Below are 26622 nucleotides of genomic sequence, written 5' to 3' on the forward strand. Positions count from 1 at the left end.
TGCGGGCAAGCCCATCCCCGGCATCTCTGCGCGCGGATGGGCAACTGCGACGGTTACTTCATGACCCGGTCATCAACGTAGTTGCGTTTGTCCGGAGCCGGCGGGAAATACTGATACAGCCAGGTTTCGCTGATTGCATCGCCCTGGCAGCGCAGGAACATGCGCATTTCTACCGGGTCGGTGGAATCGTTGGTCGGGTACCAGTCAAACTGGATGCGATAGCCGTCGAAAGGTTCGACATACAGAATCTCAATCTGTTTCGCCTCGCCGTTAGACAGGGTAATCACCGGCTCAATGCCTTTTGGCGCCGCGGCCTTGAGATCGCCGCCGACGAAATCAATGGCAAAACGCCGCGCCCATTTGTCCGGATAGTGTTCACCCGGCGCCCAGCCTTCCGGGAACCCCCCCATCCCGGTGCGGGTAGCCATCACGCGGGCCAGCGGTGAACGGACCGGCGGCTGCGCGCTCCAGTACAGGCGATAGCTGAAGTCCAGCTCATCCCCGGCCTTGATCGCTTTTTCCGGCTGCCAGAAGCAGACAATGTTATCCAGCGTTTCGCCGGTGGTCGGGATCTCCATCAGGCTGACGGCCCCTTTACCCCACTGGTTTCGCGGCTCGACCCACAGGCTCGGACGCTTGTTGTACCAGCCCATAATGTCCTGGTAATGGGTGAAATCGCGGTCAAGCTGCAGCAGACCAAAGCCGCGCGGGTTCTTATCCTGGAAGGCGTTGAACTGCAGTTTTTGCGGGTTGTTCAGCGGACGGCAGACCCACTCGCCGTTGCCGCGCCACATGGCGAGGCGATCGGAGTCGTGAATTTGCGGGTGGATGGTATCGCACATCCGGCGTTCGTTGTTGCCGCAGCTGAACATACTGGTCATCGGTGCGATGCCCAGCTGTTTGATATCTTTGCGAGCGTAGATGTGGTTTTCCACATCCATAATCACCTGCGTCTCCTGGCAGTTGATCACAAACTTGTAGGCGCCGGTGACGCTCGGACTGTCGAGCAGCGCATACACGGTAAAGACCGTCGCGCCCGGCTTAACCGTCTCAAACCAGAACGAGGTAAAGTCCGGGAACTCTTCCGGAGTATCGGTAAAGGTATCGACCGCCAGACCACGGGCGGAAAGCCCGTACTGATAGGTGCTGTCTACCGCGCGGAAGTAACTCGCGCCGAGGAAGGCAACGATATCGCGGCGTGCCAGCTCCGGCGCTTTAAATGCGCGGAATCCGGCGAAGCCGAGGTCGGTTTGCCCCACCAGTTGTTTGGTATCTACGCCGGCGTTGTTGTAGTTAAACAGCTCCGGACGGAAGTGAATTTCACGCGCCTGTTGGGTTTGTGTATCCAGCGAGAACATGCGCACGCGGCGGCGAAAACCCATACCGACGTGGAAAAACTGGATATCCAGCTTGCGGTCATCGATGTTGTTCCACAACGAGTGTCCTGCGTCGTACTGGATGCTGTTGTAGGCCTGTGGCGTCAGATTCGCCAGCGTTGGCGGCAGGTCGCGCGGCGCTCCGCCCCACGGCTGACGAGAGAGATCGTGCGCCATCGATTGCAAAACGGAAAAGTCAAAACGGCGCGTCATCCCATCAGCAATGCCCGAATCTTCGGCAAGCGCGGCGTTAGAAAAAAGTGAAGCGACTCCTGACGTTCCGCATACGGCGGCAACAGCCATGGAAGATTTGAGAAAACGTCTGCGATTCATGCCTGAGAAAGCGTCCTTCTGTTATGCCAGTTGATACGCAACGCGACCAACAGATGCGTCGTGAATTTCGCCCACTCTAGACAAAAACGATTGATAATCCAATTGTTGGCGACAGAAAAAACGCGAAAAAATTCTGTCCACCGGACCAGACTGAATTCCCCCGCAGATTTGCCCTGCGGAGGAAGACGGGGTTATTTGACGCTGACGTCGATACCCGGGAAGTATTTAGCCGCCAGACGGGTGATGGTGCCGTCAGCGCGAACATTATCGATTGCCGCATCAAGCTGCTTTTTGGTCGCCTCATCGCCTTTACGCAGGCCGTAGCCGATCCCGCTGCCGAGAATGGTATCGTCAGCTACCGGTTTACCGATAAAACCAAACCCTTTACCCTGCGGCTTGCTGAGGAATCCGGCCTGCCCGGCGGCGGACATCACCAGCGACGCATCGATACGGCCATTCAACAGATCCGCCCACGCCATATTTTGATCTTTGTAAGACACCACCGTCACACCGTGCTTTTCCCAGTGCTCTTTGGCAAAGGTTTCCTGAATCGATCCTTGCAGTACACCGATGGTTTTGCCCTTCAGCCCTTCCGGGGTGGCCGCCAGTCCGCTGTCGGCTTTACCCACCAGCTGCGAAGGAATGCGATAAATCGGCTGGGTAAAATCAATGCTTTTGCGCCGCTGTTCGGTGATATTCATCGCCGAGTTAATGGCATCAAATTTCTTCGCCACCAGTCCTGGGATCAGCGCATCAAAAGATGTCTCCACCCAGCTGCATTTCAGCTGGGCCGCCTTGCAGATGGCATTCCCGAGGTCAATATCAAAACCTTCCAGCTCCCCTGCCGTATTGCGACTTTCAAACGGCGGGTATTCAGCTTCCACGCCGTAGCGCAGTTCACCGGCGGCAAACGCCGAGAAGGTACACATCATCCCCAACGCGAGGGTAAGGGCTTTTATTTTCATCTTCATCGTGGGGCTCCTTAACGCGGCTTAACGTGACACAGTGCCTGCGCACTGGCCCGCAATGTGGCTTCATCTTTAGCAAAAGAGAGGCGAATCAGTTTGTTATCAGTACCATCCGTATAAAACGCTGACAGCGGGATCGTCGCCACACCGTAGTCGGTAATCAGGCGCTTCACCATCTCGCTGTCGCTTTCGTCGCTGAAATGGCTGTAGTCCGCCAGCATGAAGAAAGAGCCGGCGCTCGGCAACAGGCGGAACGGTGAATCAGCCAGCAGCTGCTGAAGGAGATCTCGCTTCTGCTGATAGAATGCAGCCAGAGAAAGCCAGGATTGCGGATCGGCCATATGCTCGGCAAAAGCGTATTGCATCGGCGTGTCGGCGGAGAACATCAAGAACTGGTGAACCTTGCAGATCTCGTCCATCAGCGCCGCCGGCGCAACACAATAGCCCACGCGCCAGCCGGTCACGTGATAGGTTTTGCCAAACGATGAGATGATGACGCTCCGCTCCGCCAGCTGGGGATGCGTCGCCATTCCGTGGTGCTGCTCACCGTCAAAAACCACGTGCTCGTAGACTTCATCTGACAAAATCACGATATCGGTATTGCGCGTCAGCGCCGCCAGCTGGTCTAAATCCGCACGGGAGAATACCTGGCCACTGGGGTTATGCGGCGTATTGACAATAATCATTCGCGTACGCGGGGTAATGGCGGCGCGAACTTCATCCCAGTTAACGCTAAAATCAGGCACCGTTAGCTTGATGGCCACCGGCGTCGCCCCTTGCAAGCGGACGATTGGCGCATAGCTGTCAAAGGAAGGTTCGAAGTAGATAACTTCATCGCCCGGATGCACCAGCCCACCGATGGCCGAGTAGATCCCTTGACTGGCGCTGGCGGTGATCAAGACTTCGCTGTCAACGTCATAGTCTGTGCCGTACAGAGTTGCAACCTTCTGGGCAATCCGCGCTTTCAGTTCAGGCAGGCCGGTCATTGGCGCATACTGGTTATGCCCTTCTTCCATCGCCCGCGTGACCCCCGCGACCAGCCGGGCATCACAGGCAAAATTCGGCGCCCCTTGAGAAAGGTTGATGGCGTTATGCCGGGCGGAAAGTTGACCGATCACGGTAAAAATTGTCGTGCCGACATCCGGCAATTTGGAGCGGAGGGCTACCGGGGAGCTGAGACTCATAGTTAATCCTTTCTCATTTTATTTGCATAACCATTCAATCCAATGCGCTACCTGACGACAAACGAATTGTTGTCATAGTAGCCATGCGTTTTGATCATGCCTTGAGAAAAGAGACGGCCAGCACAGGCTGGCCGGAGAGGAAAACTACTTACTGGTTAAGGTGTTAAAGCTGGTCATCAGGTTACGATAGTCCGGGATATGGTTGGAAAACAGCGTACCCAGTCCCTCAACGTCATTGCGCCAGTCGCGATGTAGCTCACACGCGGCGCCAAACCATGACATAAGCTGCACTCCGGCCTGCGACATGCGATCCCAGGCGGCATCGCGGGTAATCGGGTTAAAGGTGCCGGACGCATCGGTTATCACGAAAACATCATATCCTTCTTCAATGGCCGACAGTGCCGGGAACGCCACGCACACTTCGGTTACCACCCCGGCAATAATCAGCTGCTTTTTCCCCGTGGCTTTTACCGCCTTGACGAAATCTTCGTTATCCCAGGCATTAATATTTCCCGGGCGGGCAATATAGGGAGCATCCGGGAACTGGGCTTTCAACTCCGGCACCAGCGGGCCGTTGGGGCCATTTTCAAAGCTGGTGGTTAAGATGGTTGGCAGGCCGAAGTATTTCGCCATATCTCCCAGCGCCAGCACGTTGTTCTTGAATTTATCCGGGTCAATATCGCGAACCAGAGACAACAGTCCTGCCTGATGATCCACCAGCAGCACTGCCGCCTCATTCTTATCCAGACGAACATAGGGTTTAGCCATGATTGATTCCTCATTTAAGCATCAGGTTATCCCCACCGGCCTTTCCGCACCGGCAGATATTTACTTCACAAGACAGATAGTAGTTGACTGACCGAGTGATGATTAGCCGGCAAAAGTGGAACGCAGTGTCCCATTCACTGAACAAAGCAGGCATACTGCCCATGATCAAAATGCATAGCTGGAGTTGAGATGTCGCGAAGCGCCCTGCCTTTTCATGCCGTGGAAACCTTTCTGGTCACCGCCAGACACCTGAACTTAACCCATGCCGCACGCGAACTCTGCCTGACTCAGGGAGCCGTCAGCCGTCAGATTGCGGCGCTGGAGGCGTGGTTCGGTTTTCCGCTTTTTGCCCGCCACGCACGAGGGTTGCATCTTTCGCCGCAAGGCAGCGCCCTTTATCCGGAGCTACAGTCCGCTTTTAGCCATCTGGTTACGGTGGCGGATCAGGCCCGTCAGCAGCAGACCGTGGTTCGCCTGAAGGCACCGACCTGCGCAATTCGCTGGCTGGTTCCGCGGCTGGTCGCCATCGAGCAGCGCCATCCCGAGTTGCAGATTGCCCTGACCACCACCATGGAGCATAGCGTCAATTTCAAAACCGAACCCTATGATGCCGCTATCGTTTTCGGAACTCACCACAGCGCAGGCGACCTGCTGTTTGAAGAAGCGCTGACGCCGGTGAGCAACGGTGCCCTTGCCGGTGACAACAGGCTAAACGACGTTACTTTTTTGCATCCGACGCGCGATAAAACCGACTGGTTACTGTGGCTGGCAGCATTTTCGCCGGACACCCCGCTATTGATGCGTAAAAACCAGCACTTTGACACGATGGATCTGGCGATCACTGCCGCTATGCAGGGGCTGGGCGTCGCCATGGCTGATGCCACCCTGGTGGCCGAGGATGTGCGCACCGGCCGCCTGACGCAGCCCTTTGCCTTAAGCGTAAAAACCGGCGCCAGCTACCGCCTGGTGGTCCGTCACTCGCAGAGTAAAGCCGACGGTCTGGCGCGGTTTCGGCAGGAGCTGGTTAATCCAGGGTGACGTGGTGGCGCATAACCCGGCGAAACAGCGCCAGTCGTGCTCGCATAAAGCGATTTTCCAGTTTAAATCCTGCTCGCTTATGCAGCCCGATACGCAACAGGCGGTCCCGCCCACGCAGGCAGGCGGGCCAGCGTACCGGCCCCGGTAGTTCGCGACAGCGATGACCGGCAAGGCGCGCGAAGGCGGCCCAGTAATCGGCCACCTGGGCGGCAAACGCGTTGTCCTCGTCAGTCGCGTAGGTGCTCACCGGCTCGGCCAGTGAGAGCGTATCGAAAACATAGGGCACGTCATCGCCATGCCAGGCCCCGTGCGGACAGGTTTCTTCGGCGCCCCGTGGCACATAGTCAAACCAGTAGCGCCAGCAGGGTTGCCCTACCCGCTGCTGGGCCTGCATCACGACATAGCCCAGAGTGGTAAAGGCCATATCGCGGCACACTTCACGGCCCAGATTCTCATCTCCCTTCACGCCGGGATAGAGCAGTTTGATCAGCCCGAGACCAAAGCGTCGTTCGCGGCGCAGCTTGTGAATCTGCCCGGCGATATCGACGCCGAACACCGCCATCACGCTGGCCTCATCGCTGTTCGACCCAATCATCACCGGCATCGGGTGCTGACGACCGGCAAAAAAGGCCTCCAGCATCGACTGGGGGAGTACCGCATCGCCGGCAATGGGCGCCGGCCCGATATTCAGCGGCGCGGTCAACGGCCAGAAGGCCTCTGCCGGAATCGCCCGTAGCTGTTCGGCGCTGGCCTCCGGTAACGAGAAATGCTCCGCCAGCAAGCGCCCCTTCTCCAGCGCCTTTTCGCGCGGAAGATCCGGCAGCGTATAGCCGCTCTGGATAATGGCCTTATGGAACAGTCCGCGAGATTTTGGTGACACCATTAGCGAGAGCACGCTCCGCGCCCCGGCCGACTCGCCAAACAGGGTGACGTTTGCGGCGTCGCCGCCAAAAGCGTGAATATTCTCCTGCACCCAGTGCAGCGCGGCGATTTGGTCAAGCAGCGCGAAATTATAGACCCGCTCGCCGTCTTCCCCTTCGAGCGCCGGATGGGCAAAGAAACCCAGATGGCCCAACCGGTAGTTGACGGTCACCACCACCACATCACGCGCCGCCAGCGCTTTACCATCATACGGCGGGAGACTGCCGGCGCCGATGGTAAACCCGCCGCCGTGAAGCCAGACCATAACCGGTAGCGGCCGGGTACGCCCGGCGGGCGCCCAGACGTTAAGATAGAGACAATCTTCCGAGAAACGACCGGGGTCGCCGCCGCCGAGCTCGCGGCAGTACTCAATATCCTGCCAGCTGGAGGCAGAGAAGGTATCGGCCTGGCGAACACCCTGCCAGCGCGCGGGTGGCTGTGGCGCGCGCCAGCGGAGTTCGCCGACCGGCGGCGCGGCGAAGGGAATGCCGCGCCAGAGATGGATGCCCTGTTCAGTGATTCCGGACAGCGTCCCCTGCCGGGTTTTCACCAGTGGGGTAGACGGATTCTGCATGACCTGCTTCCTTTTAACGATGCTCGTTAATGGTTCATGTCAGCAGAGTACCGGTTTCAGAGCAGACCGCAACGGCGTTTACTGCGCTCCTGGGCCTGTTGATAGAGCGAGAACTCGTCCAGCACCGGGCAACCCAGCGCCGTTTCAAAGGCGTCGCGGCTGGCATTCCCGTGGCTGCGGGCCTGAATGTCATTCCCGAGATTCGACTGGAAAATCCCCGCCGCGCTCACCGGTAAAAAATCTTCATAAATAATGGGTTGTGCCACTACCCAGCCGCGTTCGATTAACGGCTGCGGATCGTCTCCGGGGCCAAAGGCCTGGCGATGGGCTTCCCCGGCGGGAGTCAGGCGGTAGCGGAACCACGCCAGCCCCTGCTGACGCAGCAGGAATTCGCTGTCCGGGAACTGGCTGAAGACCTCCTGCAGATGGCGTTGGTGGTTCAGGTTGTCTTTGCCAACGCCGGCCTCGCTCAACAACCGGTCGTACAGCGCCCGGCCTTTCGGCGTCAGTGCAATCCCGCGCTGCTCGATTTCGCCAAAGCGTGCGCTGTGGGTACCCTGATGTTCTCCGGCAAACACCACCGGTTCTTCGAGGGCTTTAAAACTGGTCTGGCGCAGCAATATCGGCACTTCCCGGCGCGGCGGCCCTTCGATCAACGCCTTCGGCACAATCCCGCACTCCGGCATCAGCGACTGAACCCGGTCGATATCCAGCGTACGTGGCGTCAGGTGGTTGATGTGACAGCCGGGGAAACAAACCACGTCGGCGATCAGCCGATGCTCATTATGCAGCGCATGGTAGGTATCGGCGTCTACGGTCGCATGGCTGTGCCAGCGGAACGTTTCCAGCGCTTCGCGCACAAATTCCCGGGCCTGGGCCGGAGAAAAGCTGCCGTCCTCTTCATGAAGGGCAATCAGCTCGCGGCAGCGGGGGGTGAAAATATCACGTCGGGCGAGGATCGCCGCCGCACGCTCACGCAGGTCAACGTTGGCAATCAGTTCCAGACGCAGCAGCGAGGTAAACACCCGGAACGGGTTACGCGCCAGCGCCGCATCGTCAACCGGACGAAACGCGGTGGAATGCACCGGTACACCGGCCTGCGACAGATCGTAATAACTGACGGGGAACATCCCCATAATGGCAAACATGCGCCGCAGCGTCGCCAGTTCTTCCGCCGTGCCGACGCGAATAGCACCGTGACGCTCAACGTTGAGTCGCGACAGCTCATCGGCATTCGCCAGTTGCTCGTGCAGTTTCGGATTATGCTCCAGCACCGCCAGATTTACGTCGGCCACCAGCTCCAGTAGCGTCCCGTACTGTGGAACTTCCTGCTGGTACATTGCCGACATCGCCTGCGAAAAGTTTTCCCGAATCTCATCAGCCGTGATGGTGTTCGCCATGATGTCTTACCTCCAGTGAATACTTCCTGGAGTGTAGAAAAGGCCCATGACGACGGCGGGAAGAATTTACAAATTGTGATGCGGATAACCTGCCCCCGCCGTTTGCACTTTCCTGGACATAACCGTGGGTTATGTAAAACGGCCATTAATTTCACTTTAAATTAACAAAACATTTACACACACTGTTTCTGGCGATTTGACAATAAGAAGCCCCTCTACCGCTACCAACGGAGCCAGTACCCTATGAATGATAAATGGTCACCGCGTGAAGTTGTTCATCGCGACTATAACAGCCACCCGCCCGCCTACGCGCCGGGCTACAAAACCAGCGTTCTGCGCTCACCGCGCAATGCGCTGATCTCACTCCAGAATTCGCTGTCTGAAATCACGGGTCCGGTGTTTGGTCACGACGATCTCGGGCCACTGGATCATGATCTGATCCTCAATTACGCCAAAGAAGGCCTGCCTATTGGCGAGCGTATTATCGTCCATGGTTATGTTCGCGACGGCTTTGGTCGACCGATGAAAAACACGCTGGTCGAGGTGTGGCAGGCCAACGCCGGCGGCCGCTACCGGCATAAAAAAGATCAGTATCTGGCGCCCATTGACCCCAACTTTGGCGGCTGCGGGCGGGTGCTTACCGATGAAAACGGCTATTACTGTTTTCGCACCATTAAGCCGGGACCCTATCCGTGGCGTAACCAGGTCAGCGACTGGCGCCCGGCGCATATTCACTTTTCCCTTTCCGGGGAGGCGTGGGCGCAGCGCCTGATTACACAAATGTATTTCGAAGGCGACCCGTTGATTAAACAGTGTCCGATCGTCAAAACCATTAATAACGACGATGCCGTTCGCACGCTGATTGCCGAGCTCGATACCCATGCCGCCGTGCCGCTGGATTGCCTGGCCTATCGTTTTGATCTTGTGCTGCGCGGCCATCGTGCCACGCTGTTTGAAAACCGTACCCAGGGGGCCGCCCGATGAAAGACTATTTAGCCGAAACCGCCTCGCAAACCGCCGGGCCCTACGTACATATCGGCCTCGCCCCCGATGCTGCCGGCTTTCATATCTTTGAAAAGAATTTTGGCCCACAGCTCACGACGCCGGACACCGAAGGTGAACGCATCACCATTGAAGGCCGGGTCATTGATGGCTCTGGAACGCCGGTTCGCGACGTGCTGCTGGAGATCTGGCAGGCCAACGCCGCCGGGCGCTACCATCACCCGGACGACCGCCAGCAGAATAAAAAGGTCGATCCGGCCTTTCGCGGCTGGGGCCGGAGCTGCTCGGACTTTTCCTCTGGCATCTGGCGCTTTGAGACCATCAAACCGGGGCCGGTCGTCGGTCGCGATGGGCGGATTATGGCACCGCATGTCAATTTATGGGTGGTCGCGCGCGGCATCAATATCGGTCTCAATACGCGGATGTACTTCTCCGACGAGCAAGAGGCGAACCGCAGCGATCCGGTCCTCAATCTGATTGAGTGGGAAGTTCGCCGCCAGACGTTGATTGCCCAGCGCGACGTGCGCGGCAGTGAGATAGTCTACCGTTTTGACATTCATCTGCAGGGCGAGAACGAAACCGTCTTTTTTGATATCTAAGCGGCTTCCCGCCTGATTGTGCCCCGACCGGGTTCGGGGCGTCTGTTTTTTCATCAAAATAAAGGATTTGTAACGCAACAAGGTTAAATGTTAATAATATTTTGCTATCCGGTTATCAAATTTCAATAACTTCGCTTGTCACTCATACCGCTCTGTTTTTAACATCGAGTATGGAAAAAAATGGTCTCTTCAGTCAGCGCATTCGCTTGCGCCATCTACACACCTTCGTGGCCGTCGCTCAACAGGGAACGCTGGGGCGTGCGGCTGAAACACTTAATCTGAGCCAACCCGCTTTATCCAAAACGCTTAACGAGCTGGAGCAATTGACCGGCACGCGGCTGTTTGAACGCGGGCGGCTGGGCGCCCAGCTGACGCTGGTCGGCGAACAGTTTCTCACTCATGCCGTCAAAGTCCTTGACGCCCTGAACACGGCGGGCCAGGCGCTGAATCGCAAAGAAGGGCTGAATAACGATGTGGTGCGTATCGGCGCGCTCCCCACCGCAGCATTGGGTATTTTGCCCACAGTTATCGGACAGTTTCACAAGCAGCAAAAAGACATTACCTTGCAGGTCGCCACCATGAACAACACCATGCTGCTGGCGGGCTTAAAGTCGGGAGAGATCGATATTGGGATCGGGCGCATGTCTGACCCGGAGCTGATGAGCGGCCTCAACTACGAGCTGCTGTTTCTTGAGTCCCTGAAGCTGGTAGTGCGTCCCGGGCATCCATTATTGCAGGAAACCGTGACCCTCAGTCGGGTGATGGAGTGGCCGGTGGTCGTTTCCCCTAAAGGTACGATTCCGCGGCAGAATGCCGAATCGCTGCTGCAAAGCCTGGGGTGCAAAATTCCCGCCGGGTGCATTGAAACGCTCTCTGCATCACTTTCGCGTCAGCTGACCGTGGATTATGACTACATCTGGTTCGTCCCTTCCGGAGCGGTCAAAGACGACCTGCGGCGCGGATTGCTGAGCGCCCTGCCGGTGCCAACCCAGGGCGCGGGCGAACCTATCGGTATTTTGACCCGCGTGGACGCGACATTCTCGTCCGGCGCGCAAACTTTACTCAGCGCCATTCGTAAATCCATGCCAGCATGATGGAGCCAGGATAAGGCGTCCTGCGCCTGTCCTGCTCTTTTTCCCCTTCTACTCCCGCCTGTGATCAGACTTTTGCCGACCATCGCTCAGCGGAAAATCGCCGCTCTAATCAATTAATGCGAAATTGTTTATTAACAATTGCGCAAACTTCATTAACAGATTTATCATTGTCTCGATTTCACCAAATGGTTCATTCGAAATCAATAACACTTGTGAATACCGCTAACATGAAGGCGAATTTCACTTCACTCAAAAGCACCCCTGTATTTTTTGATTCATTTGGTTCGCATCTGAGAACGGATGGTTAAGGAGACAAAATGGCAACTGGCAACGTGCCGCGAGGATTCCCCCGGGTCCTGCAGTGGCTTCTCGCCGGACTGATGCTCATCATCGGTCTGGCTATCGGTATTCTTGGGATCAAACTCGCCACCCTCGGCGGTACCCTTTATTTCGCAATCATGGGTCTGGTGATGGTTATCGCCGCCGTGCTTATCTTCCGTCATCGTCGCGCCGGTATTGTGCTGTACGCCGTCGCGTTTATCGCATCGATTGCCTGGGCTATCGGCGACGCGGGCTGGACCTACTGGCCGCTGTTCTCACGCCTGTTCGCGCTCGGCGCGCTGGCGCTGCTCTCAGCGCTCGTCTGGCCGTACCTTTCTGCCCAACCGGCGAAGAAAGGCCCGGCGTTTGGCCTGGCTGCGGTACTGGCCGTCGTGTTAGCGGCGAGCTTTGGCTGGATGTTCAAATCACAGCCGCTGGTTAGCGCAACCGAAGCGGTGCCGGTGAAGCCAGTGGCCCCCGGTGAACAGCAGAAGAACTGGGAGCACTGGGGTAACACCACCCACGGCGACCGTTTTGCCGCCCTCGATCAGATTAACAAACAGAATATTAATCAGCTGCAGGTTGCCTGGGTTGCCCATACCGGCGATATCCCGCAAAGCAACGGTTCCGGAGCGGAAGACCAGAACACCCCGCTGCAAATTGGCGACACGCTGTATGTCTGTACGCCGTACAGCAAAGTGCTGGCGCTGGATGTCGATAGCGGGAAAGAGAAGTGGCGGTATGATTCCAAAGCCACCGCGCCAAACTGGCAGCGCTGCCGCGGTCTCGGCTACTACGAAGATAGCCAGGCGCAGGCCGCCGCTGCGGCTGACGTACAACCTGCCGCCTGCTCCCGCCGCCTGTTCCTGCCAACCACCGACGCCCGCCTGATCGCGATAGATGCCGATACCGGCAAAACCTGTGAAGCCTTTGGCGATCGCGGCATTGTCGACCTGAGCGCCGGGATGGGTGAAATCAAACCGGGCTACTATCAGCAAACCTCCACTCCGCTGGTTGCCGGAAACGTCGTTGTTGTCGGCGGCCGTGTGGCGGATAACTTCTCCACCGGCGAGCCTCCGGGCGTGGTCCGGGCCTACGATGTCCATACCGGTAAGCTGGCATGGGCGTGGGATCCGGGTAACCCGAGTCTGACCGGCCTGCCGCCGGAAGGCCAGACCTACACCCGCGGGACGCCAAACGTCTGGTCGGCAATGTCATATGACGCGAAGCTGAACCTGATTTACCTGCCGACCGGGAACGCGACCCCGGATTTCTTCGGCGGTGAACGGACCGCGCTGGATGACAAGTACAGCTCCTCAATCGTGGCCGTTGATGCAACAACCGGCCAGGTACGCTGGCACTACCAGACCACCCACCACGATCTGTGGGACTTCGACCTGCCATCACAGCCGCTGCTGTACGACCTTCCCGACGGTAAAGGCGGCACCACGCCGGTGCTGGTACAGACCAGCAAGCAGGGAATGATCTTTATGCTCAACCGCGCGACCGGGGAACCGGTGGCGAAAATAGAAGAGCGCCCGGTTCCGGCAGGGACGATTAAAGGTGAGCGCTACTCTGCGACGCAGCCCTACTCCGTCGGCATGCCGATGATTGGCAATGAAACGCTGAAAGAGTCAGATATGTGGGGCGCCACGCCGGTGGATCTGCTTATCTGCCGGATTGCCTTTAAAGCCATGCGCCATCAGGGCATCTTCACCCCTCCGGGCGAAGACCGTTCACTGCAATACCCGGGCTCGCTGGGCGGCATGAACTGGGGCAGCGTCTCGGTGGACCCGAACAACAGCCTGATGTTTGTCAACGATATGCGTCTTGGCCTGGCGAACTATATGGTGCCGCGAGAAAAAGTCGCCAAAGATGCCAGCGGCATTGAGATGGGGATTGTTCCGATGGAAGGGACACCGTTCGGTGCGATGCGTGAACGTTTCCTGTCACCGCTGGGTATTCCGTGCCAGAAACCACCGTTCGGTACCATGTCCGCCGTGGATCTGAAGACCGGGAAACTGGTGTGGCAGGTACCGGTAGGCACCGTTGAAGATACCGGCCCGCTGGGCATTCGCATGCATATGCCGATCCCAATCGGGATGCCGACGCTGGGCGCATCGCTGTCAACCCAGTCCGGCCTGCTGTTCTTCGCCGGTACCCAGGATTTCTACCTGCGGGCGTTTGATACCGCCAACGGCAAAGAAATCTGGAAATCTCGTCTGCCGGTTGGCAGCCAGTCCGGCCCGATGACCTACGTTTCGCCGAAAACCGGCAAGCAGTACATTATCATCAACGCCGGCGGCGCCCGTCAGTCTGCGGATCGCGGCGACTACATCATCGCCTACGCACTACCTGATCAGAAATAAAAACAAAAAACCCAACCTCCGCCCGGGGGTTGGGTTTCATTTCACACCGGCGACGACCGTCTGACGACAGCGGACGCCGACACATCAATTTTCGCCAAAGTGAATAACGGTGCGGATTGATTTCCCTTCATGCATCAGATCAAAAGCGTCGTTAATCTGGTCCAGCGGCATGCGGTGGGTGATAAACGGATCGAGGTCAATTTTCCCCGCCATCGCATCTTCAACCATGCCCGGCAGCTGGGTGCGCCCTTTCACACCGCCGAACGCTGAACCGCGCCATACGCGACCGGTCACCAGTTGGAACGGACGGGTTTTGATCTCCTGGCCCGCACCGGCCACGCCGATAATCACGCTCTCGCCCCAACCTTTATGGCAGCACTCCAGCGCCGCACGCATCACGTTGACGTTGCCGATGCACTCAAAGCTAAAGTCCACGCCGCCATCGGTGAGCTCAACGATCACATCCTGAACCGGTTTGTCGTAGTCATTCGGGTTGATAAAGTCTGTCGCCCCCATCTCTTTGGCGAGGGTGAATTTTTCCGGGTTGGTATCGACCGCCAGAATGCGCCCGGCTTTCGCCTGCACCGCACCCTGAATCACCGCCAGACCAATCCCGCCCAGGCCGAAGACCGCCACGGTATCGCCCTCTTTCACTTTCGCCGTATTGTGAACCGCACCGATACCGGTTGTCACGCCGCAGCCCAGCAGACAGACTTTGTCCAGCGGCGCCTGCGGGTTCACTTTCGCCAGTGAAATTTCAGCAACCACGGTGTATTCGCTGAAGGTGCTGGTGCCCATATAGTGATAAATCGGCTCACCGTTGTAGGAGAAACGGGTGGTCCCGTCCGGCATCAGGCCTTTCCCCTGGGTGGCGCGTACCGCCTGGCAGAGGTTGGTTTTGCCGGATTTACAGAATTTGCACTCGCGGCACTCTGCGGTATACAGCGGGATGACGTGATCACCCGGCTGCAGGCTGGTGACGCCTTCGCCGACTTCGACCACGATACCGCCGCCTTCGTGACCCAGCACGGCCGGGAATACGCCTTCCGGGTCATCACCGGACAGGGTAAACGCGTCGGTATGGCAGACGCCGGTGTGGGTAATTTTCACCAGTACTTCGCCTTTTTTCGGCGGGGCAACGTCAATTTCAACAATTTTCAGCGGCTGGCCTGGGCCAAACGCGACAGCTGCACGTGATTTCATAACCGTCTCTTCCTTCGTGATGATTTATTTTAAGTAGGATCGTAGCAGATGGCCGACTTCCGCCATTCTTGTCGCCCGTTGATCCGCAGTGGTATCGCCGCTGACCAGCTCATCCTGGAGATGTATTTCTACCATCTCACCCATCAGACCGTTGGTGGCCCCGCGGATGGAGGCAATCTGTTGCAGAATCGTCATGCAGGACTCGCCGGATTCCAGCGCCCTTTCCAGGGCTTCGACCTGCCCGCGAATACGACGTACGCGACTGAGCGCGCGTTTTTTGTCTTCAGGTGAATGTGGCATGATGACGCCCTCAATATCATATAGGGGGGTATACTATATTTTATTATCCAACGTGGCAATCTAAACGCCGCTTTAAACCGTAGCACAGCGGCGAGTCGTTGGGATTAGTCGAGGGGACGCGCCATCTCTATACAGCGTAAATCGGCCTTCGCCAGCTTTGACGGCAGCAGTTTTTCACGTAAGGCGACGAAACCATGGCACAGATAAAAACTGGCCGCATTCGGCGTCGCTTCCAGAGTAATACGGCGAAACGCCAAGCGCCGTGCTTCAGCGATAATGGCCGTTAAAATCATTCCGGCACAGCCTTTCCCGCCCCATTCGGGCAGCGTAAATATGGCCTCCACGCTGGCCGCACGGATATCAAGGTAGCCGGTCGCGACGGGCTGACCGCCCGCTTCAACCACAAAAAAGGGATTATCGCGTATCGCGTGGCGATACCCTTCCGGCATGGTATCCGGCGTCCAGGCATCCAGTACGGCGGCGGCGTAACTCTCGCGACAGCCGCTGCGAATGGCCTGATTGCGGATAATCCAGAGCGCAGGTGCTTCATCCGGGACGGCAAGTCTGACTTTCATCTTGTTCTCCTTTTTCCTGAGTCCGTATCAGATGTATCACAGCCAGCGGCGAAAGAAATAAAAAACCCCGCTCGGAAGCGGGGTCTGGAGGAGTCAGCGCTTGCGCGGCATCATCCGCAGCAAGGTATTATCCTTCCACAGATAGTGGTGCAGTAGCGCGGCCAGCGCGTGCAGGCCGATAATAAAGTAGCCGGTGTTCGCCAGCAGGCTGTGAACCCCCTTCAGCGTATCCACCAGTTCAAACTGACTTTGCGCAGCAAACGGCATCGTCAGGCCGAAGGCATACCACGGATTACCGCGGTAATACATCATCACCAGGCCGACGATCGGCTGGGCGAGAAACAGCAGATAGATAATCAGATGCCCCAGGTGCGCAAAACCGGTCATCATCGGCGAGGGTTTCGGCACAATTGGCGGCGCCGGGTATTTCAACCGAACCAGCAGGCGCGTCACCATCAACACGAGAATAGCTATCCCACAGGAAACATGAATCATGTTAATGACCGGACGGTCGCTACGTGGGAAAAAACCTCTAAGCTCCATGGTGGCATAGGCGCCGACGACCAATAAAAAGACCAGCCAATGGATACCGATTTGCAGGCCAGTGTATTTATCGCGCATGAGAAACCCTTAACAAAACTGTGATGCCGACAACATAACGACCTTTCCTGAAAAATTCATTAACTTTTACGTAGCATTAAGAAACCGTTGCTCAAAATGGTGCAATCAGTGAAAAAGCAGGGAGTTAATGCGCTTTGCCATCGTCCTGTCACCGTCCGCGTGTACAATAATCTCACGATCTGGGACGATGCCGTCGCCCTTCACTCTTCATTTTCCATCACGGAACACAGGAGTCCATTTGAGCTACGTTTCTGAAATGCGCAGCATGATTGGCCATCAGCTGCTTCTCCTTGCCGGAGCCAATATCATTATGACCAACAGCGAGGGGCATATTTTGCTACAGCAACGTAGTGATTTGAGCTGGGGGCTGCCCGGAGGGTTACTGGAACCTGGTGAATCGCTCGAACAGACGGCTATCAGGGAAGTCAAAGAAGAAACCAATCTTGACGTGCAGACGCTGCAATTTTTGCGGGTATTCTCAGGCGCGGATTACACGTTTACGCTGCCGAATCGCGATGAGATCAACGTCATTACCGCGCTTTATCATACGGACTGCTGGTCAGGCGAAATGATCGTCGATACCGAAGAAGGGCTTGCGCTTGCATTTTTTTCCCCAGAACAACTCCCCTCTCCGATCAATGATGAGTATCTCACCTATATCCGCTATTTCCTCGAAACAAAAGCAACGGAGTAAAGCAATAGCGTGAGATCCCCCCCGGTTATCGCGTGGCGAGTACGCCTTTTACTCATAACCGGGAGCGAAGCCGTAGGATGCCTCTTTAGCTTCACTTAACTATCCACTCATCAGGAAAAAGCAGGTTCGCAACTCGTTCATCATCACCAGGCCTACGAGGCATTCAAGGCGAGCAAATGAATTATCGAATCCGCCTCACCTCAGGATGGCTCGCCGTTGCGGCCTCATGAAAAATATCATCCAGCCAGCCTGGGATTTCAGCTTCTGTGAATTCATCAGGAATCATCACATCATAAAGCCGGGAATATTTTTGCTCCGTCATGTCAACACGAAAAACCAGCCAGCGATCCCGTTCTCGCTGGACCCCAATGTGTCGCCCAAATACATCGTAAATTAGCATCATGACTGCGTTTAACGCCTTAATGAGCCTAAGCGAGAGTGAATGTCTCAAGACTATCTAAATATCCAAAACGGAGCAAACGAAGTCAGCAGCCTTCGCGACGCCCATGAATAGTGAACCGTAACAAGACAATGATAAGATTGATTTCGGTTAAGTCCCATTAAGGAACCCATCATGAATAAGGTGATTCGCAAAAATTATCCCGAGTTAGGTGAGGTTAAGGCCCCTTACGTTCATTCGGTAAGGCATGGCGACACGCTCTATATTTCAGGGCTAACCGCATTTGGCACGCCCGCGCAGCAATCAGGCATCGCCGAACAGGCAGAGGAAATATTCAGTCAGATTCGGAAAATCGTCACTGCAGAGGGTGCTGATTTCTCGTCCCTCATTAAAGTCACCATTTTCATTACCTCTTTTGCAGAGATCAACGCGCTGCGCGAGGCACTCTACCGACATTACGGCGATCACCTGCCTGCCAGTTCGCTTGTGGAAGTCAGCCGTCTATTTTCACCCGATCTCAAGATTGAAATTGAAACGGTATTTGCCCTCTGATTCATGGCTTATCAGTCATGCCAAATCAGCCTTAATGCGATGAAATAAATACCGACGCTGGCCGGGCAGGCGGAACGGCGAAATTACGTTGCATACGTTTCATCTCCTCTGCCGGAGGCAGGCCAAACAAGCGTTTAAACTCGCGATTAAATTGTGACGGGCTTTCATATCCTACCGCGTAACTCGCGGCGCTGGCGGTGATCTGCTGGCGCACCATCAACATCCGCGCCTGGTGCAGGCGGACAGATTTCACATACTGCATCGGCGGCATCCGGGTTATCGCTTTGAAATGGCTGTGAAACGTCGGCACACTCATTCCGGCTTCCATTGCCAGCTGCGTCAGTGTTAACGGCTCAGCGTAGAGAGCATGGATGCGCTGAAGCACTTTACCGATTTTGCCGAACTGCCCCTGCAAGGCCAGCGCGGCGCGCATTGCATCGCCCTGCTCGCCTGTCAGTACGCGGAAATAGAGCTCACGTACCCGCGCAGGGCCAAGGATCGCCGCCTCAAGCGGATTGTTCAGAACCTCTAGCAAGCGCAGCACCGCCGTTTTTACCGCGTCGTCCATCAGGCTCGACATCATGCTTTGCGGTACCGCGGGGGGATGCGGGACACCATGCTGTTCAAGCTGTAACATCAGCTCAGCGGCAAGCTGAAAATTCAGATGCATATAAATTGCCAGCAACGGATGTTCTACCGAGGCATCGGTTTCCATCACAAACGGCACCGGCACCGAAACCGCCAGGTAGTGCTGCTCATCATATAAATAGGTCTGCTGGCCGAAATAGCCGCATTTTCTGCCCTGGCATACAATCACGATCCCCGGATCGTACAGCACAGGCGTTCTGGCAAGCGGGCGGTCGGCACGCAAGATTCGCACATCAGGCAAGGCAGTCAGATTGTACCCCTCTTGCACGGCCAGTGCTTTCATCAAGGTAATCATCCCGGACATCACAGCACCTCATAAAATCAGGCAATAAAAAGAGAAGATTCGGCCTCAGAATACGGCAAAATAGAGAATACCATGCAACCTTCACTGTTCATGGGAGTTCTTTTTATGTCCTCTGTAAAAACGATTTTAATCACCGGTGTCAGCAGCGGCTTGGGTCGTGCGCTGGCGCAGGAGGCGCTCGCCGCAGGTCATCGGGTCATCGGGACCGTGCGTAACCACAACACAAAGCAGGCTTTCGAGGCGCTCGATGCGCATCGGACTTTCGGCCGCTTGCTGGATGTCACGGACGCTGGGCGTATTGCTGAGGTGGTAGCGGAGGTTGAGTCGACCGTCGGTCCGATTGATGTGCTGGTGAACAATGCCGGCTACGGCCATGAAGGCATTATGGAAGAGTCCTCGCTCGCAGAGATGCGCCACCAGTTTGAAGTGAATGTGTTTGGCGCAGTGGCAATGATCAAAGCCGTGCTACCGGGCATGCGCCAGCGCCGTCGCGGCCATATTATTAATATCACCTCAATGGGCAGTTTTATTACCCTGCCCGGCATCAGCTATTATTGCGGCAGCAAATTTGCTCTGGAAGGCATATCAGAAACGTTAAGCAAAGAGCTGGTTCCGTTCAACATACAGGTGACCGCCGTGGCGCCAGGGTCGTTTCGCACCGACTGGGCCGGGCGCTCAATGGTCCGCAGCGCTCGCAGCGTCCCGGACTATGATGCTCTTTTCGAACCCATTCGACAGGCGCGGATAGAAAAAAGTGGCAAGCAATCCGGCGATCCCGTGATGGCTGCTCGCGCGATGCTGACAATCATTGAGAGCCAGAACCCACCCACGCATTTATTGCTAGGCAGCGATGCATTGAATTTAGTACGGCAAAAGCTCGCCGCGTTAGATAAAGAAATTGAGCAATGGGAAACGCTGACACGTTCAACGGATAGCGACTCAGCGGCTTAGTCAGGAAGTGTATTGGATAACCCATTATGGCCGGTCGCTCGTACGGCCATTTTGTATCGGGCATCGTACTGATGCCCTTCACATCAGCCCGTTAACTTTCCGGACGTCCAGGCGAGCTGTGAAGTCAGCGTTTCATCCAACTTAAAGCAACCCTGACGCCGTTGGCCAGACCGCCAGGTACCAATGAAGTGATTACCTGACAGATATAATATATGCCTCTATAAACAACCTATTAAAGTCAATTAGATATTGTAAGGAGTGACCACAATTACGCGCGATGGCGCTATTTCATTCTCTGTTTCCGGCAAAAAACCATGGAAACGCAGGATTGCGCTAAATGCGGACCGCGCGTCTTCATGCAGGTCATGATCAATCACCGCATCCATTTTTTCAGCAGCCAGCAGACCGCGGTTCTCTTCATCCAGGTCGTGGCCAATAAACACTTTTATCTCCCGTTGCATCGCTGCAAAAGCCCGTAAAATAGCGCTGTTTCCCCCGCCCACGCTGTAAACAGACTGGATTGAATGGTCCTGTTCCAGCGCTTTGCACATCTGCGTAAAAGTCAGCGTATCAATCCCATATCCTTCACTGACGGCGATGGTGTCCAGATATGGCGCCCGCTCGCTTAGCGCCTGGATAAAGCCTGCCATGCGCTGTTCTTCTCCGCGAAAATCCTTACTGCTGAGCACGACTGCGACCGTTTGCTCTTCTTTCAAAAGCCACCGCGACAGGAGCCATGCCGCTGTTCGTCCCGCACCGGCATTATCCATTCCCACGTAACGGATACGCCTGCTGTGAGGCAGGTCAGTAACCAGCGTGACCACCGGAATGTTAAGTTCCGCAAGCTCCGCAATAGTGCTTTCAAGCAACGGATGATCGCTGGCTTTGAGCAACACGCCGTAGCTGTCATTGCCGCAACGGCGCAGCTCACGTTGCAATTCCTCAGGCGTGACCTCTTCAAAAATGTGGCAGCGTAGCGTCAGGCGAAAAGGTGAAAAGGTTTTAATTTGACTGAGCAGCGCCGCTACTGCCAGTGAACTGAAGCGTTCCGGCGTGTGCATCACCAGGTCGATCGGCAACGTGCGGCCGCTTGCAAGGCTGGTGCGCTGTTGTAATTCCAGATCGCTGATTGCCTGCGCAATGCGTCGGGCCGTACGGGGACTCACGCTGCCGCGCTGGTGCAACGCTCTGTCGACCGTCGCTTTACTGACGCCAGACTGAGCTGCGATTTGTTTGATGGAAAATGACCGTGGCATAAATTGAGGTCTTTTTGAGGTTGTGTGTACATATTGTTAAGCGAATGTAGCTGCTAAGGTCAGGGTAAGCAAGCGGACAAACCTGATCTCTCCTCAATAAGAAAGGACCACAAATGGACATGAATAAAAGCGGTGATTTTAATAACAAAGTGTTCGTCGTTACCGGCGGAACCCAGGGGCTCGGCGCAGCGGTTGCCCGTCTGCTGGTAGAGCGTGGGGCGCGGGGCATCGTCATTTGCGGACGTAACGTAAAAGCCGGGCGCGAACAGGCAGAAGCCCTTAGCCATGGCGGATGTGAAGTGATATTTGTTGAAGCGGATATCAGTTCGCCAGAAGCCTGCAAACAAGTGGTGGGAGCCGCAGAATCGGCGTTTGGCACGCTGCATGGACTGGTAAACTGTGCAGGCATGTCCGACCGTGGCACCATCCTTGATACCTCTCCGGAATTATTTGACTCCATCATGGCGGTCAACACTCGCGCGCCTTTTTTTCTGATGCAGGCGGCGATCAAACTGATGATTTCAAGGGGCGTAGAAGGCAGCATTGTTAATATCATTACCATGACTTCCCACGGCGGCCAGAGTTTCCTGACCGCATACGCCACATCGAAAGGCGCGCTGGTCACGCTGACCAAAAACGTGGCCTTCAGCGCTATGCGTAACCGTATAAGAGTAAACGGCCTGAACATTGGCTGGATGGACACGCCGCATGAACACGACATCCAGCGGCAATATCATGATGCTGAAGAAAACTGGCTTGCCAGCGCTGAGCAGGCCCAGCCTTTTGGCCGATTGCTGAAGCCAGACGAGGTCGCGCGTGGCGTAGCATTTCTCCTTTCAGAGGAGTCGGGAATGATGACTGGCGCGGTGATCGATTTTGATCAAAGCGTGGTGGGCTGCGGTGACAACGGTGGTTTTCAGCCATCACATGCTCTGACTCTGTGAGGCGAAAAATGCATACGCCCTATATTAATGACCGCCATATTTCTCTCGATACGTTCGCCACGCTATGTGCGCAAACCTTGCGTAAGGACGATTTCCCGCTGGCGCGTTCTGCCGATAAAAATGTACTGATCTATCATCATGATGATCTGCTTACAGCAGCCAGAACAGATCGTCAAACCATGCTGGGTGAACTGCATCACGCACTGTCTGGCGGACCCGGCGTGTTCGTGGTTCAGGGCTTATACCGCGACGTCTCCGTCATAGACAGCAGCAATAAGGTGTTTGACGATATTCTCGTCAGTGAAGCGGCAAACGGTGGCGGAGGCGATCACTTTGCCAAAGCCGGCAGCAATGGCCGTATCTGGAACGCGCTGCAAAAAGTCGCTGAACGTGATGCCGATGCCTTCGTCGATTACTACAGCAATACTTTACTGGCACTGATTTGCGAAGCCTGGGTTGGCCCCGGCTATGACATCACGGCACAGGTAAATCAGGTCCGCCCGGGCGGCAAAGCCCAACAGCCGCATCGGGATTACCATCTCGGCTTCCAGCTGAATGAGGTGGTCGCCCGCTTCCCGCTGCCTCTGCAGATTCTGTCGCAATACCTGACGCTTCAGGGTGCGGTCGCGCACAGCGATATGCCGGTAGAGTCAGGACCGACGCAGCTTTTACCGTGGTCGCAGCAATATGCAGAAGGATATCTGGCATGGCGCGATCCGCGTTTTATTGAATTTTTCCAGCAGCATGCCATTCAGTTGCCACTGAAGAAAGGTGACGGGTTGTTCTTCAATCCGGCGCTGTTCCATGCCGCGGGGAATAACGTGACACGAGACCAAGTGCGTACGGCTAATTTGCTGCAGGTCTCATCCGCATTTGGCAAAACAATGGAAAAAGTAAATCACGTCAAAGTCATGGAGGCGGTCTATCCCATTTTACTGAATAAACCCTTAAATGATGAGCAGTTACAGGCGGTTGTGGCAGCAAGCGGTGAAGGCTATTCCTTCCCGACCAATCTTGATACCGATCCGCCGCTGGGGGGGCTGGTGCCAAAAACACAGCAGCAGTTGTTGCTTGAAGCGTTACAACAAGGTTGTACGGCTGAAGAGTTTATTCGGCAACTGGCAAACCACGAGAGTAAGAGAAAAGCATAGCTGCACATATCTGGCAGGCATGGCGTAATTTCCTCGCATGTGGATTGCGTCATGCCAATGGAACCGGGATTCGGTTTACTGCTTACCTGGATTCTCAAATGCTGTGGGCTGGTTTGCAGTGTAACCGGTTAAGCAAATATCGCTTTTCGCTCGCCGCGGGCCTCGCGGAGCTTCAGGCGGTCTGTTCCGTGACAGAAGCGGACAAAGCCATGCCCACTGCATCAATTCGTGGGGACAGGTCAGTGAGAGGGTTACGCAAAACACGTAAACCTACGAGTCCAGTCACACTCTGCTGGTTTATATTTTTACTTTGTTTCCTCAGTTAACTATATTGGATTCACTTTTATGGCAAGGAACTCTCGAGGTAAACATGATCAATTCACAACGCAGCAGGCTCGCTCAAGGCATCTGGCTAGCGATGGCCGGACTACTGGCGATCTCCGCACCACTGGCGGCCTACGCCGATACTGCCATTGCACAGATGGCGACCAAAGTACTCCCGTATCAGGCTAAACCGCGCGTCTTCGTTCTCACCGACATTGGTAATGAACCCGATGACCAAATGTCGCTGACTCGTTTTCTACTCTATGCCAATGAAATGAACGTCGAAGGACTGGTCGCAACCACTTCTACCTGGCAGCGGGAAAAGGTGCATACCGATATGATTGAACTGGTGCTGGGTCACTACGGTGAAGTACAGCCTAACCTGATAAAACACGCCGCCGGCTTCCCGACACAGAGTCAACTGGCCGCGGTAGTCGCGCCGGGCGTGGCGGGCTATGGGCTGGCAGCGACCGGCGCAGGTAAACATACCGCTGGCTCCGATCTGCTGGTAAAAGCTATCGAGAAAAGCACCGATGCCAGCCAGCCGCTGTACATCAACCTGTGGGGTGGTGCAAATACCCTGGCGCAGGCATTGAAAGACTTGCGCGCGAAACACCCGGCAAGCACGGTGAACGCGTTAACGCAAAACCTGGTGGTGTACGCGATTTCCGATCAAGACGATTCCGGTTTCTGGGTACGAGAAAACTATCCACACATCACCTGGATTGGCGATCCTTCCAGTCAGAACGGCGAAGATTACGCCCGCGCCACCTGGACAGGCATCAGCGGCGATCGCTACTACCGCAACGCGCCTGGCGCGGATTTCATGACCGTCTCTCAGCACTGGCTGGATGACAACATCCGCAGCAAAGGACCGATGGGTAAAGGCTATCTGCAGTATCTGTTCATCATGGAAGGCGACACTCCGGCGTTCCTCGGGCTAATCCGCAACGGCCTCAATAGCGAGCGCAATCCGGGCTGGGGCGGCTGGGGCGGACGTTATATTGTTCGTCAACCGCAGCACGAGACGCGCCCGTTCTGGAGCAGCGGCGGCGATTTTTACCCGGGCAACCCGAATGCCGCCGATACGGTTACCGGCATCGATGGCCAGCAGTATACCTCTAATCAGGCCACTATCTGGCGCTGGCGCGAAGCCTTTCAGCATGACTTCGCCGCGCGAATGGACTGGGGGATTAAAGATTATGCGGCGGCCAACCACAATCCGCAGGTGGTGGTGAACGGCGATAGCGGGCAAGAAGCACTATTTTTGAATGCCAGCGTCGGTGAAACACTGAACATCAGCGCCGAGGGCAGTAAAGATCCTGACGGCAATCAGCTCAGCTATCGTTGGTTCCTCTACCCGGAGGCGGGCTCCGCCAGCTCACTGCCGGTGGCTGTTAACGACGTTCAGGGCCGTCGCGGCGAAGATAATCTGCAGGCACCTGCGGTACTGGCGCTTAGCGAAGCCGCGCAATCCCACGCTAAGGTTAAGGCGCTACGCACGGGAACCGAGCACCTGATCCTCGCGGTGACGGATAACGGCACGCCGTCGCTCACATCCTATCGACGTCTCATCATTAACGTCAAATAATCCTCATGAGCGGCAACCACCCGTTTTTTTCCCGCCCGCAATTGCGCGGGCGGGATGGTATGATAACGCCTGACTCAACGGTGACAGGGGCGTGACGGCGTGGACTACAGACAGCAGATTCTCAATATTTTGCATAGCGAAAGCGAATCTCGTGCGGAGATGACCCGGCGACTCGGCGTCACTAAAGCCTATACCACCAAGCTCACCGCCCGGTTGCTGGAAGAGCAATTAATCGAAGAGCGCGAAATAAAAGACGCAGCCTTTGGCCGACCTCAGCAGTGCCTGTCAGTTAAAGAAGGCAACGCCTGGAGCGTGAATATCATGCTGCGTCGCGGCAGCTTCCAGGGCACGCTCAACGATTACTATACCCTGAAAGCGCCGCTGGCCAGCCACCAGTTCAACCTGCCAGAGCAGATGACCCCGGATACGTTGACGCAGTTCATCGCCGATGGTCTGCAGAGGCTATGCCAGCAGGCTTCACTGAAGGAGACGCAAATCAAGGTGGTCAGCGTGGCGCTGCAGGGAGGGATTGAACATACAACCGGCGTGGTGCGCTACTGTCCGCTGTTCGCCGATAACAATATCAACCTGATGGCGCTGCTCGAAAAGCATCTTGGCATCCCCGTCCGCATCTACAACATAGCCCACTGCACCAATTATCTGCTGGCGAAACGCTCGCCGGGGAGCTCTTACGTGGCGTTTATGCCCGGCTTCGGTAGCCTCGGTTACGGCTACTGCACCAACGGCGTTCCGGGGCTGGGTGAAAACGGTTTTTATCCGGAAATCGTCCACTTACCCTATGAAGGTGGGCTGGAACCGGCATTTAACGTCGATCCGGCGAATGAAGCCACCGGTATTCAGGCGACCGCTCGCGCGCTGTATTTCGCCATCTGTTGCACCGCGCCTATTCACAATATTCGCCTGGTCATTGCCACCGGTGAACTGTTCGAAGATTACGGCGATGATATTTTGCCGCTGGCGCAGCAGATGCTGGATGACAACCCGAACCGCCATATCCGCGAGATTAAAATACGGCACTACAAAACAGGACATAACTATGGCTGGAGGGGGTTAGTACAACTCAGTTCCGACGTCATTACCTGTATCGGCATGCAATCAAAATCTCTTGACTCAGACAAGGTCTAACCTCAATACAGATAC

General features: G+C 56.0%; 25 protein-coding genes. 12 read left to right on the forward strand and 13 right to left on the reverse strand.

The features are described 5' to 3' along the window. Positions 1 to 53: 53 nt before the first annotated feature. From ACMYSK_RS07335 to ycaC, 4 genes are all read right to left on the reverse strand, one after another. Positions 54 to 1709: a glucan biosynthesis protein D gene (locus tag ACMYSK_RS07335; protein ID WP_434641420.1), complete on the reverse strand. Its 1656-nt coding sequence runs from the start codon at positions 1707 to 1709 to the stop codon at positions 54 to 56. A gap of 191 nt (positions 1710 to 1900) precedes the next feature. After that, the gene (locus tag ACMYSK_RS07340; RefSeq protein ID WP_434643965.1) at positions 1901 to 2674 is read right to left on the reverse strand and encodes an ABC transporter substrate-binding protein; all 774 of its coding nucleotides are present in this window, start codon (positions 2672 to 2674) and stop codon (positions 1901 to 1903) included. A 17-nt stretch (positions 2675 to 2691) separates the two neighbouring features. After that, the gene (locus ACMYSK_RS07345; RefSeq protein WP_434641421.1) at positions 2692 to 3861 is read right to left on the reverse strand and encodes a pyridoxal phosphate-dependent aminotransferase; all 1170 of its coding nucleotides are present in this window, start codon (positions 3859 to 3861) and stop codon (positions 2692 to 2694) included. 144 nt (positions 3862 to 4005) lie between these two features. Beyond that, positions 4006 to 4629 carry an isochorismate family cysteine hydrolase YcaC gene (ycaC, locus tag ACMYSK_RS07350; RefSeq protein WP_434641422.1) on the reverse strand — a complete coding sequence of 208 codons (624 nt, stop codon included), beginning with the start codon at positions 4627 to 4629 and terminating at the stop codon, positions 4006 to 4008. A gap of 189 nt (positions 4630 to 4818) precedes the next feature. Here ycaC and ACMYSK_RS07355 point away from each other — a divergent pair, with 189 nt between their 5' ends. Beyond that, positions 4819 to 5667: a LysR family transcriptional regulator gene (locus ACMYSK_RS07355; protein WP_434641424.1), complete on the forward strand. Its 849-nt coding sequence runs from the start codon at positions 4819 to 4821 to the stop codon at positions 5665 to 5667. Here ACMYSK_RS07355 and ACMYSK_RS07360 read toward each other — a convergent pair. Next, positions 5654 to 7162, reverse strand: coding sequence for a carboxylesterase/lipase family protein (locus ACMYSK_RS07360; protein WP_434641425.1), 1509 nt, complete (start codon positions 7160 to 7162; stop codon positions 5654 to 5656). The genes ACMYSK_RS07355 and ACMYSK_RS07360 overlap by 14 nt on opposite strands. A gap of 56 nt (positions 7163 to 7218) precedes the next feature. Further along, positions 7219 to 8562 (reverse strand): 2-oxoadipate dioxygenase/decarboxylase HglS, encoded by a 1344-nt coding sequence (gene hglS / locus ACMYSK_RS07365; protein ID WP_434641426.1) that lies wholly within the window; start codon positions 8560 to 8562, stop codon positions 7219 to 7221. Between the two features lie 243 nt (positions 8563 to 8805). Between hglS and pcaH the strand changes: the two genes are divergently transcribed. The 4 genes from pcaH to ACMYSK_RS07385 all read left to right on the forward strand — a co-directional run bounded on the left by pcaH (position 8806) and on the right by ACMYSK_RS07385 (position 13947). Further along, positions 8806 to 9546: a protocatechuate 3,4-dioxygenase subunit beta gene (gene pcaH, locus ACMYSK_RS07370; protein WP_434641428.1), complete on the forward strand. Its 741-nt coding sequence runs from the start codon at positions 8806 to 8808 to the stop codon at positions 9544 to 9546. After that, a complete protein-coding gene (pcaG, locus tag ACMYSK_RS07375; protein ID WP_434641430.1) occupies positions 9543 to 10163 on the forward strand; it encodes a protocatechuate 3,4-dioxygenase subunit alpha in 621 nt (206 codons plus the stop codon). Before pcaH ends, pcaG begins: the two co-directional genes overlap by 4 nt. A 170-nt stretch (positions 10164 to 10333) precedes the next feature. Further along, on the forward strand, positions 10334 to 11257 hold the full coding sequence (locus tag ACMYSK_RS07380) for a LysR substrate-binding domain-containing protein (protein ID WP_434641432.1): 924 nt from the start codon (positions 10334 to 10336) through the stop codon (positions 11255 to 11257). A 317-nt stretch (positions 11258 to 11574) separates the two neighbouring features. Continuing rightward, positions 11575 to 13947: a membrane-bound PQQ-dependent dehydrogenase, glucose/quinate/shikimate family gene (locus tag ACMYSK_RS07385; RefSeq protein WP_434641434.1), complete on the forward strand. Its 2373-nt coding sequence runs from the start codon at positions 11575 to 11577 to the stop codon at positions 13945 to 13947. Between the two features lie 84 nt (positions 13948 to 14031). Here ACMYSK_RS07385 and ACMYSK_RS07390 read toward each other — a convergent pair whose 3' ends face one another. The 4 genes from ACMYSK_RS07390 to cybB form a co-directional block, all read right to left on the reverse strand. Continuing rightward, complete coding sequence (locus ACMYSK_RS07390) at positions 14032 to 15150, reverse strand: S-(hydroxymethyl)glutathione dehydrogenase/class III alcohol dehydrogenase (protein ID WP_434641436.1); 1119 nt, start codon at positions 15148 to 15150, stop codon at positions 14032 to 14034. A gap of 24 nt (positions 15151 to 15174) precedes the next feature. Further along, positions 15175 to 15450, reverse strand: coding sequence for a metal/formaldehyde-sensitive transcriptional repressor (locus ACMYSK_RS07395; RefSeq protein WP_434641438.1), 276 nt, complete (start codon positions 15448 to 15450; stop codon positions 15175 to 15177). Positions 15451 to 15554: 104 nt separating this feature from the next. Beyond that, a complete protein-coding gene (locus ACMYSK_RS07400) occupies positions 15555 to 16025 on the reverse strand; it encodes a GNAT family N-acetyltransferase (protein ID WP_434641439.1) in 471 nt (156 codons plus the stop codon). A 93-nt stretch (positions 16026 to 16118) separates the two neighbouring features. Further along, positions 16119 to 16646, reverse strand: coding sequence for a cytochrome b561 (gene cybB, locus ACMYSK_RS07405; RefSeq protein ID WP_434641441.1), 528 nt, complete (start codon positions 16644 to 16646; stop codon positions 16119 to 16121). A 238-nt stretch (positions 16647 to 16884) separates the two neighbouring features. Here cybB and ACMYSK_RS07410 point away from each other — a divergent pair, with 238 nt between their 5' ends. Beyond that, positions 16885 to 17340 (forward strand): NUDIX hydrolase, encoded by a 456-nt coding sequence (locus tag ACMYSK_RS07410; protein WP_434641443.1) that lies wholly within the window; start codon positions 16885 to 16887, stop codon positions 17338 to 17340. Positions 17341 to 17521: 181 nt separating this feature from the next. Here the strand turns inward: ACMYSK_RS07410 and ACMYSK_RS07415 are convergent, their stop codons facing one another. After that, positions 17522 to 17740 carry a DUF7661 family protein gene (locus ACMYSK_RS07415; protein ID WP_434643968.1) on the reverse strand — a complete coding sequence of 73 codons (219 nt, stop codon included), beginning with the start codon at positions 17738 to 17740 and terminating at the stop codon, positions 17522 to 17524. A 174-nt stretch (positions 17741 to 17914) separates the two neighbouring features. Between ACMYSK_RS07415 and ACMYSK_RS07420 the strand changes: the two genes are divergently transcribed. Continuing rightward, entirely contained in the window at positions 17915 to 18292 is a 378-nt protein-coding gene (locus tag ACMYSK_RS07420) for a RidA family protein (RefSeq protein ID WP_434641445.1), read from the forward strand. 31 nt (positions 18293 to 18323) lie between these two features. Here the strand turns inward: ACMYSK_RS07420 and ACMYSK_RS07425 are convergent, their stop codons facing one another. Beyond that, a complete protein-coding gene (locus tag ACMYSK_RS07425) occupies positions 18324 to 19244 on the reverse strand; it encodes an AraC family transcriptional regulator (protein ID WP_434641447.1) in 921 nt (306 codons plus the stop codon). A gap of 105 nt (positions 19245 to 19349) precedes the next feature. On the opposite strand from ACMYSK_RS07425, the gene ACMYSK_RS07430 reads away from it, so the two are divergent. Continuing rightward, complete coding sequence (locus ACMYSK_RS07430; protein ID WP_434641448.1) at positions 19350 to 20195, forward strand: oxidoreductase; 846 nt, start codon at positions 19350 to 19352, stop codon at positions 20193 to 20195. Between the two features lie 242 nt (positions 20196 to 20437). Here the strand turns inward: ACMYSK_RS07430 and ACMYSK_RS07435 are convergent, their stop codons facing one another. After that, positions 20438 to 21451: a LacI family DNA-binding transcriptional regulator gene (locus ACMYSK_RS07435; RefSeq protein WP_434641450.1), complete on the reverse strand. Its 1014-nt coding sequence runs from the start codon at positions 21449 to 21451 to the stop codon at positions 20438 to 20440. A 113-nt stretch (positions 21452 to 21564) separates the two neighbouring features. Here ACMYSK_RS07435 and ACMYSK_RS07440 point away from each other — a divergent pair, with 113 nt between their 5' ends. The 4 genes from ACMYSK_RS07440 to ACMYSK_RS07455 all read left to right on the forward strand — a co-directional run bounded on the left by ACMYSK_RS07440 (position 21565) and on the right by ACMYSK_RS07455 (position 26607). Further along, entirely contained in the window at positions 21565 to 22395 is an 831-nt protein-coding gene (locus ACMYSK_RS07440; protein WP_434641452.1) for an SDR family oxidoreductase, read from the forward strand. An 8-nt stretch (positions 22396 to 22403) separates the two neighbouring features. Continuing rightward, a complete protein-coding gene (locus ACMYSK_RS07445; RefSeq protein ID WP_434641453.1) occupies positions 22404 to 23546 on the forward strand; it encodes a phytanoyl-CoA dioxygenase family protein in 1143 nt (380 codons plus the stop codon). Positions 23547 to 23916: 370 nt separating this feature from the next. Continuing rightward, positions 23917 to 25461 (forward strand): nucleoside hydrolase-like domain-containing protein, encoded by a 1545-nt coding sequence (locus ACMYSK_RS07450; RefSeq protein ID WP_434641455.1) that lies wholly within the window; start codon positions 23917 to 23919, stop codon positions 25459 to 25461. A 99-nt stretch (positions 25462 to 25560) separates the two neighbouring features. Continuing rightward, on the forward strand, positions 25561 to 26607 hold the full coding sequence (locus ACMYSK_RS07455) for an ROK family protein (protein WP_434641457.1): 1047 nt from the start codon (positions 25561 to 25563) through the stop codon (positions 26605 to 26607). Positions 26608 to 26622: the final 15 nt, after the last annotated feature.

The organism is Klebsiella sp. I138 (assembly GCF_051131765.1).
Classification (GTDB): domain Bacteria; phylum Pseudomonadota; class Gammaproteobacteria; order Enterobacterales; family Enterobacteriaceae; genus Klebsiella.

What these genes read in the sequence shown, in the direction of transcription:
- ACMYSK_RS07345 (WP_434641421.1), bottom strand. Translation starts at nt 3,861, where the DNA reads ATGAGTCTCAGCTCCCCGGTAGCCCTCCGCTCCAAATTGCCGGATGTC.
- ACMYSK_RS07420 (WP_434641445.1), top strand. Translation starts at nt 17,915, where the DNA reads ATGAATAAGGTGATTCGCAAAAATTATCCCGAGTTAGGTGAGGTTAAG.
- ACMYSK_RS07425 (WP_434641447.1), bottom strand. Translation starts at nt 19,244, where the DNA reads ATGTCCGGGATGATTACCTTGATGAAAGCACTGGCCGTGCAAGAGGGG.
- ACMYSK_RS07390 (WP_434641436.1), bottom strand. Translation starts at nt 15,150, where the DNA reads ATGAAATCACGTGCAGCTGTCGCGTTTGGCCCAGGCCAGCCGCTGAAA.
- ACMYSK_RS07380 (WP_434641432.1), top strand. Translation starts at nt 10,334, where the DNA reads ATGGAAAAAAATGGTCTCTTCAGTCAGCGCATTCGCTTGCGCCATCTA.
- ACMYSK_RS07335 (WP_434641420.1), bottom strand. Translation starts at nt 1,709, where the DNA reads ATGAATCGCAGACGTTTTCTCAAATCTTCCATGGCTGTTGCCGCCGTA.
- ACMYSK_RS07355 (WP_434641424.1), top strand. Translation starts at nt 4,819, where the DNA reads ATGTCGCGAAGCGCCCTGCCTTTTCATGCCGTGGAAACCTTTCTGGTC.
- ACMYSK_RS07385 (WP_434641434.1), top strand. Translation starts at nt 11,575, where the DNA reads ATGGCAACTGGCAACGTGCCGCGAGGATTCCCCCGGGTCCTGCAGTGG.
- ACMYSK_RS07430 (WP_434641448.1), top strand. Translation starts at nt 19,350, where the DNA reads ATGTCCTCTGTAAAAACGATTTTAATCACCGGTGTCAGCAGCGGCTTG.
- ACMYSK_RS07445 (WP_434641453.1), top strand. Translation starts at nt 22,404, where the DNA reads ATGCATACGCCCTATATTAATGACCGCCATATTTCTCTCGATACGTTC.
- ACMYSK_RS07415 (WP_434643968.1), bottom strand. Translation starts at nt 17,740, where the DNA reads ATGCTAATTTACGATGTATTTGGGCGACACATTGGGGTCCAGCGAGAA.
- ACMYSK_RS07450 (WP_434641455.1), top strand. Translation starts at nt 23,917, where the DNA reads ATGATCAATTCACAACGCAGCAGGCTCGCTCAAGGCATCTGGCTAGCG.
- pcaG (WP_434641430.1), top strand. Translation starts at nt 9,543, where the DNA reads ATGAAAGACTATTTAGCCGAAACCGCCTCGCAAACCGCCGGGCCCTAC.
- ACMYSK_RS07400 (WP_434641439.1), bottom strand. Translation starts at nt 16,025, where the DNA reads ATGAAAGTCAGACTTGCCGTCCCGGATGAAGCACCTGCGCTCTGGATT.
- hglS (WP_434641426.1), bottom strand. Translation starts at nt 8,562, where the DNA reads ATGGCGAACACCATCACGGCTGATGAGATTCGGGAAAACTTTTCGCAG.
- cybB (WP_434641441.1), bottom strand. Translation starts at nt 16,646, where the DNA reads ATGCGCGATAAATACACTGGCCTGCAAATCGGTATCCATTGGCTGGTC.
- ACMYSK_RS07340 (WP_434643965.1), bottom strand. Translation starts at nt 2,674, where the DNA reads ATGAAAATAAAAGCCCTTACCCTCGCGTTGGGGATGATGTGTACCTTC.
- ACMYSK_RS07395 (WP_434641438.1), bottom strand. Translation starts at nt 15,450, where the DNA reads ATGCCACATTCACCTGAAGACAAAAAACGCGCGCTCAGTCGCGTACGT.
- pcaH (WP_434641428.1), top strand. Translation starts at nt 8,806, where the DNA reads ATGAATGATAAATGGTCACCGCGTGAAGTTGTTCATCGCGACTATAAC.
- ACMYSK_RS07435 (WP_434641450.1), bottom strand. Translation starts at nt 21,451, where the DNA reads ATGCCACGGTCATTTTCCATCAAACAAATCGCAGCTCAGTCTGGCGTC.
- ycaC (WP_434641422.1), bottom strand. Translation starts at nt 4,629, where the DNA reads ATGGCTAAACCCTATGTTCGTCTGGATAAGAATGAGGCGGCAGTGCTG.
- ACMYSK_RS07360 (WP_434641425.1), bottom strand. Translation starts at nt 7,162, where the DNA reads ATGCAGAATCCGTCTACCCCACTGGTGAAAACCCGGCAGGGGACGCTG.
- ACMYSK_RS07440 (WP_434641452.1), top strand. Translation starts at nt 21,565, where the DNA reads ATGGACATGAATAAAAGCGGTGATTTTAATAACAAAGTGTTCGTCGTT.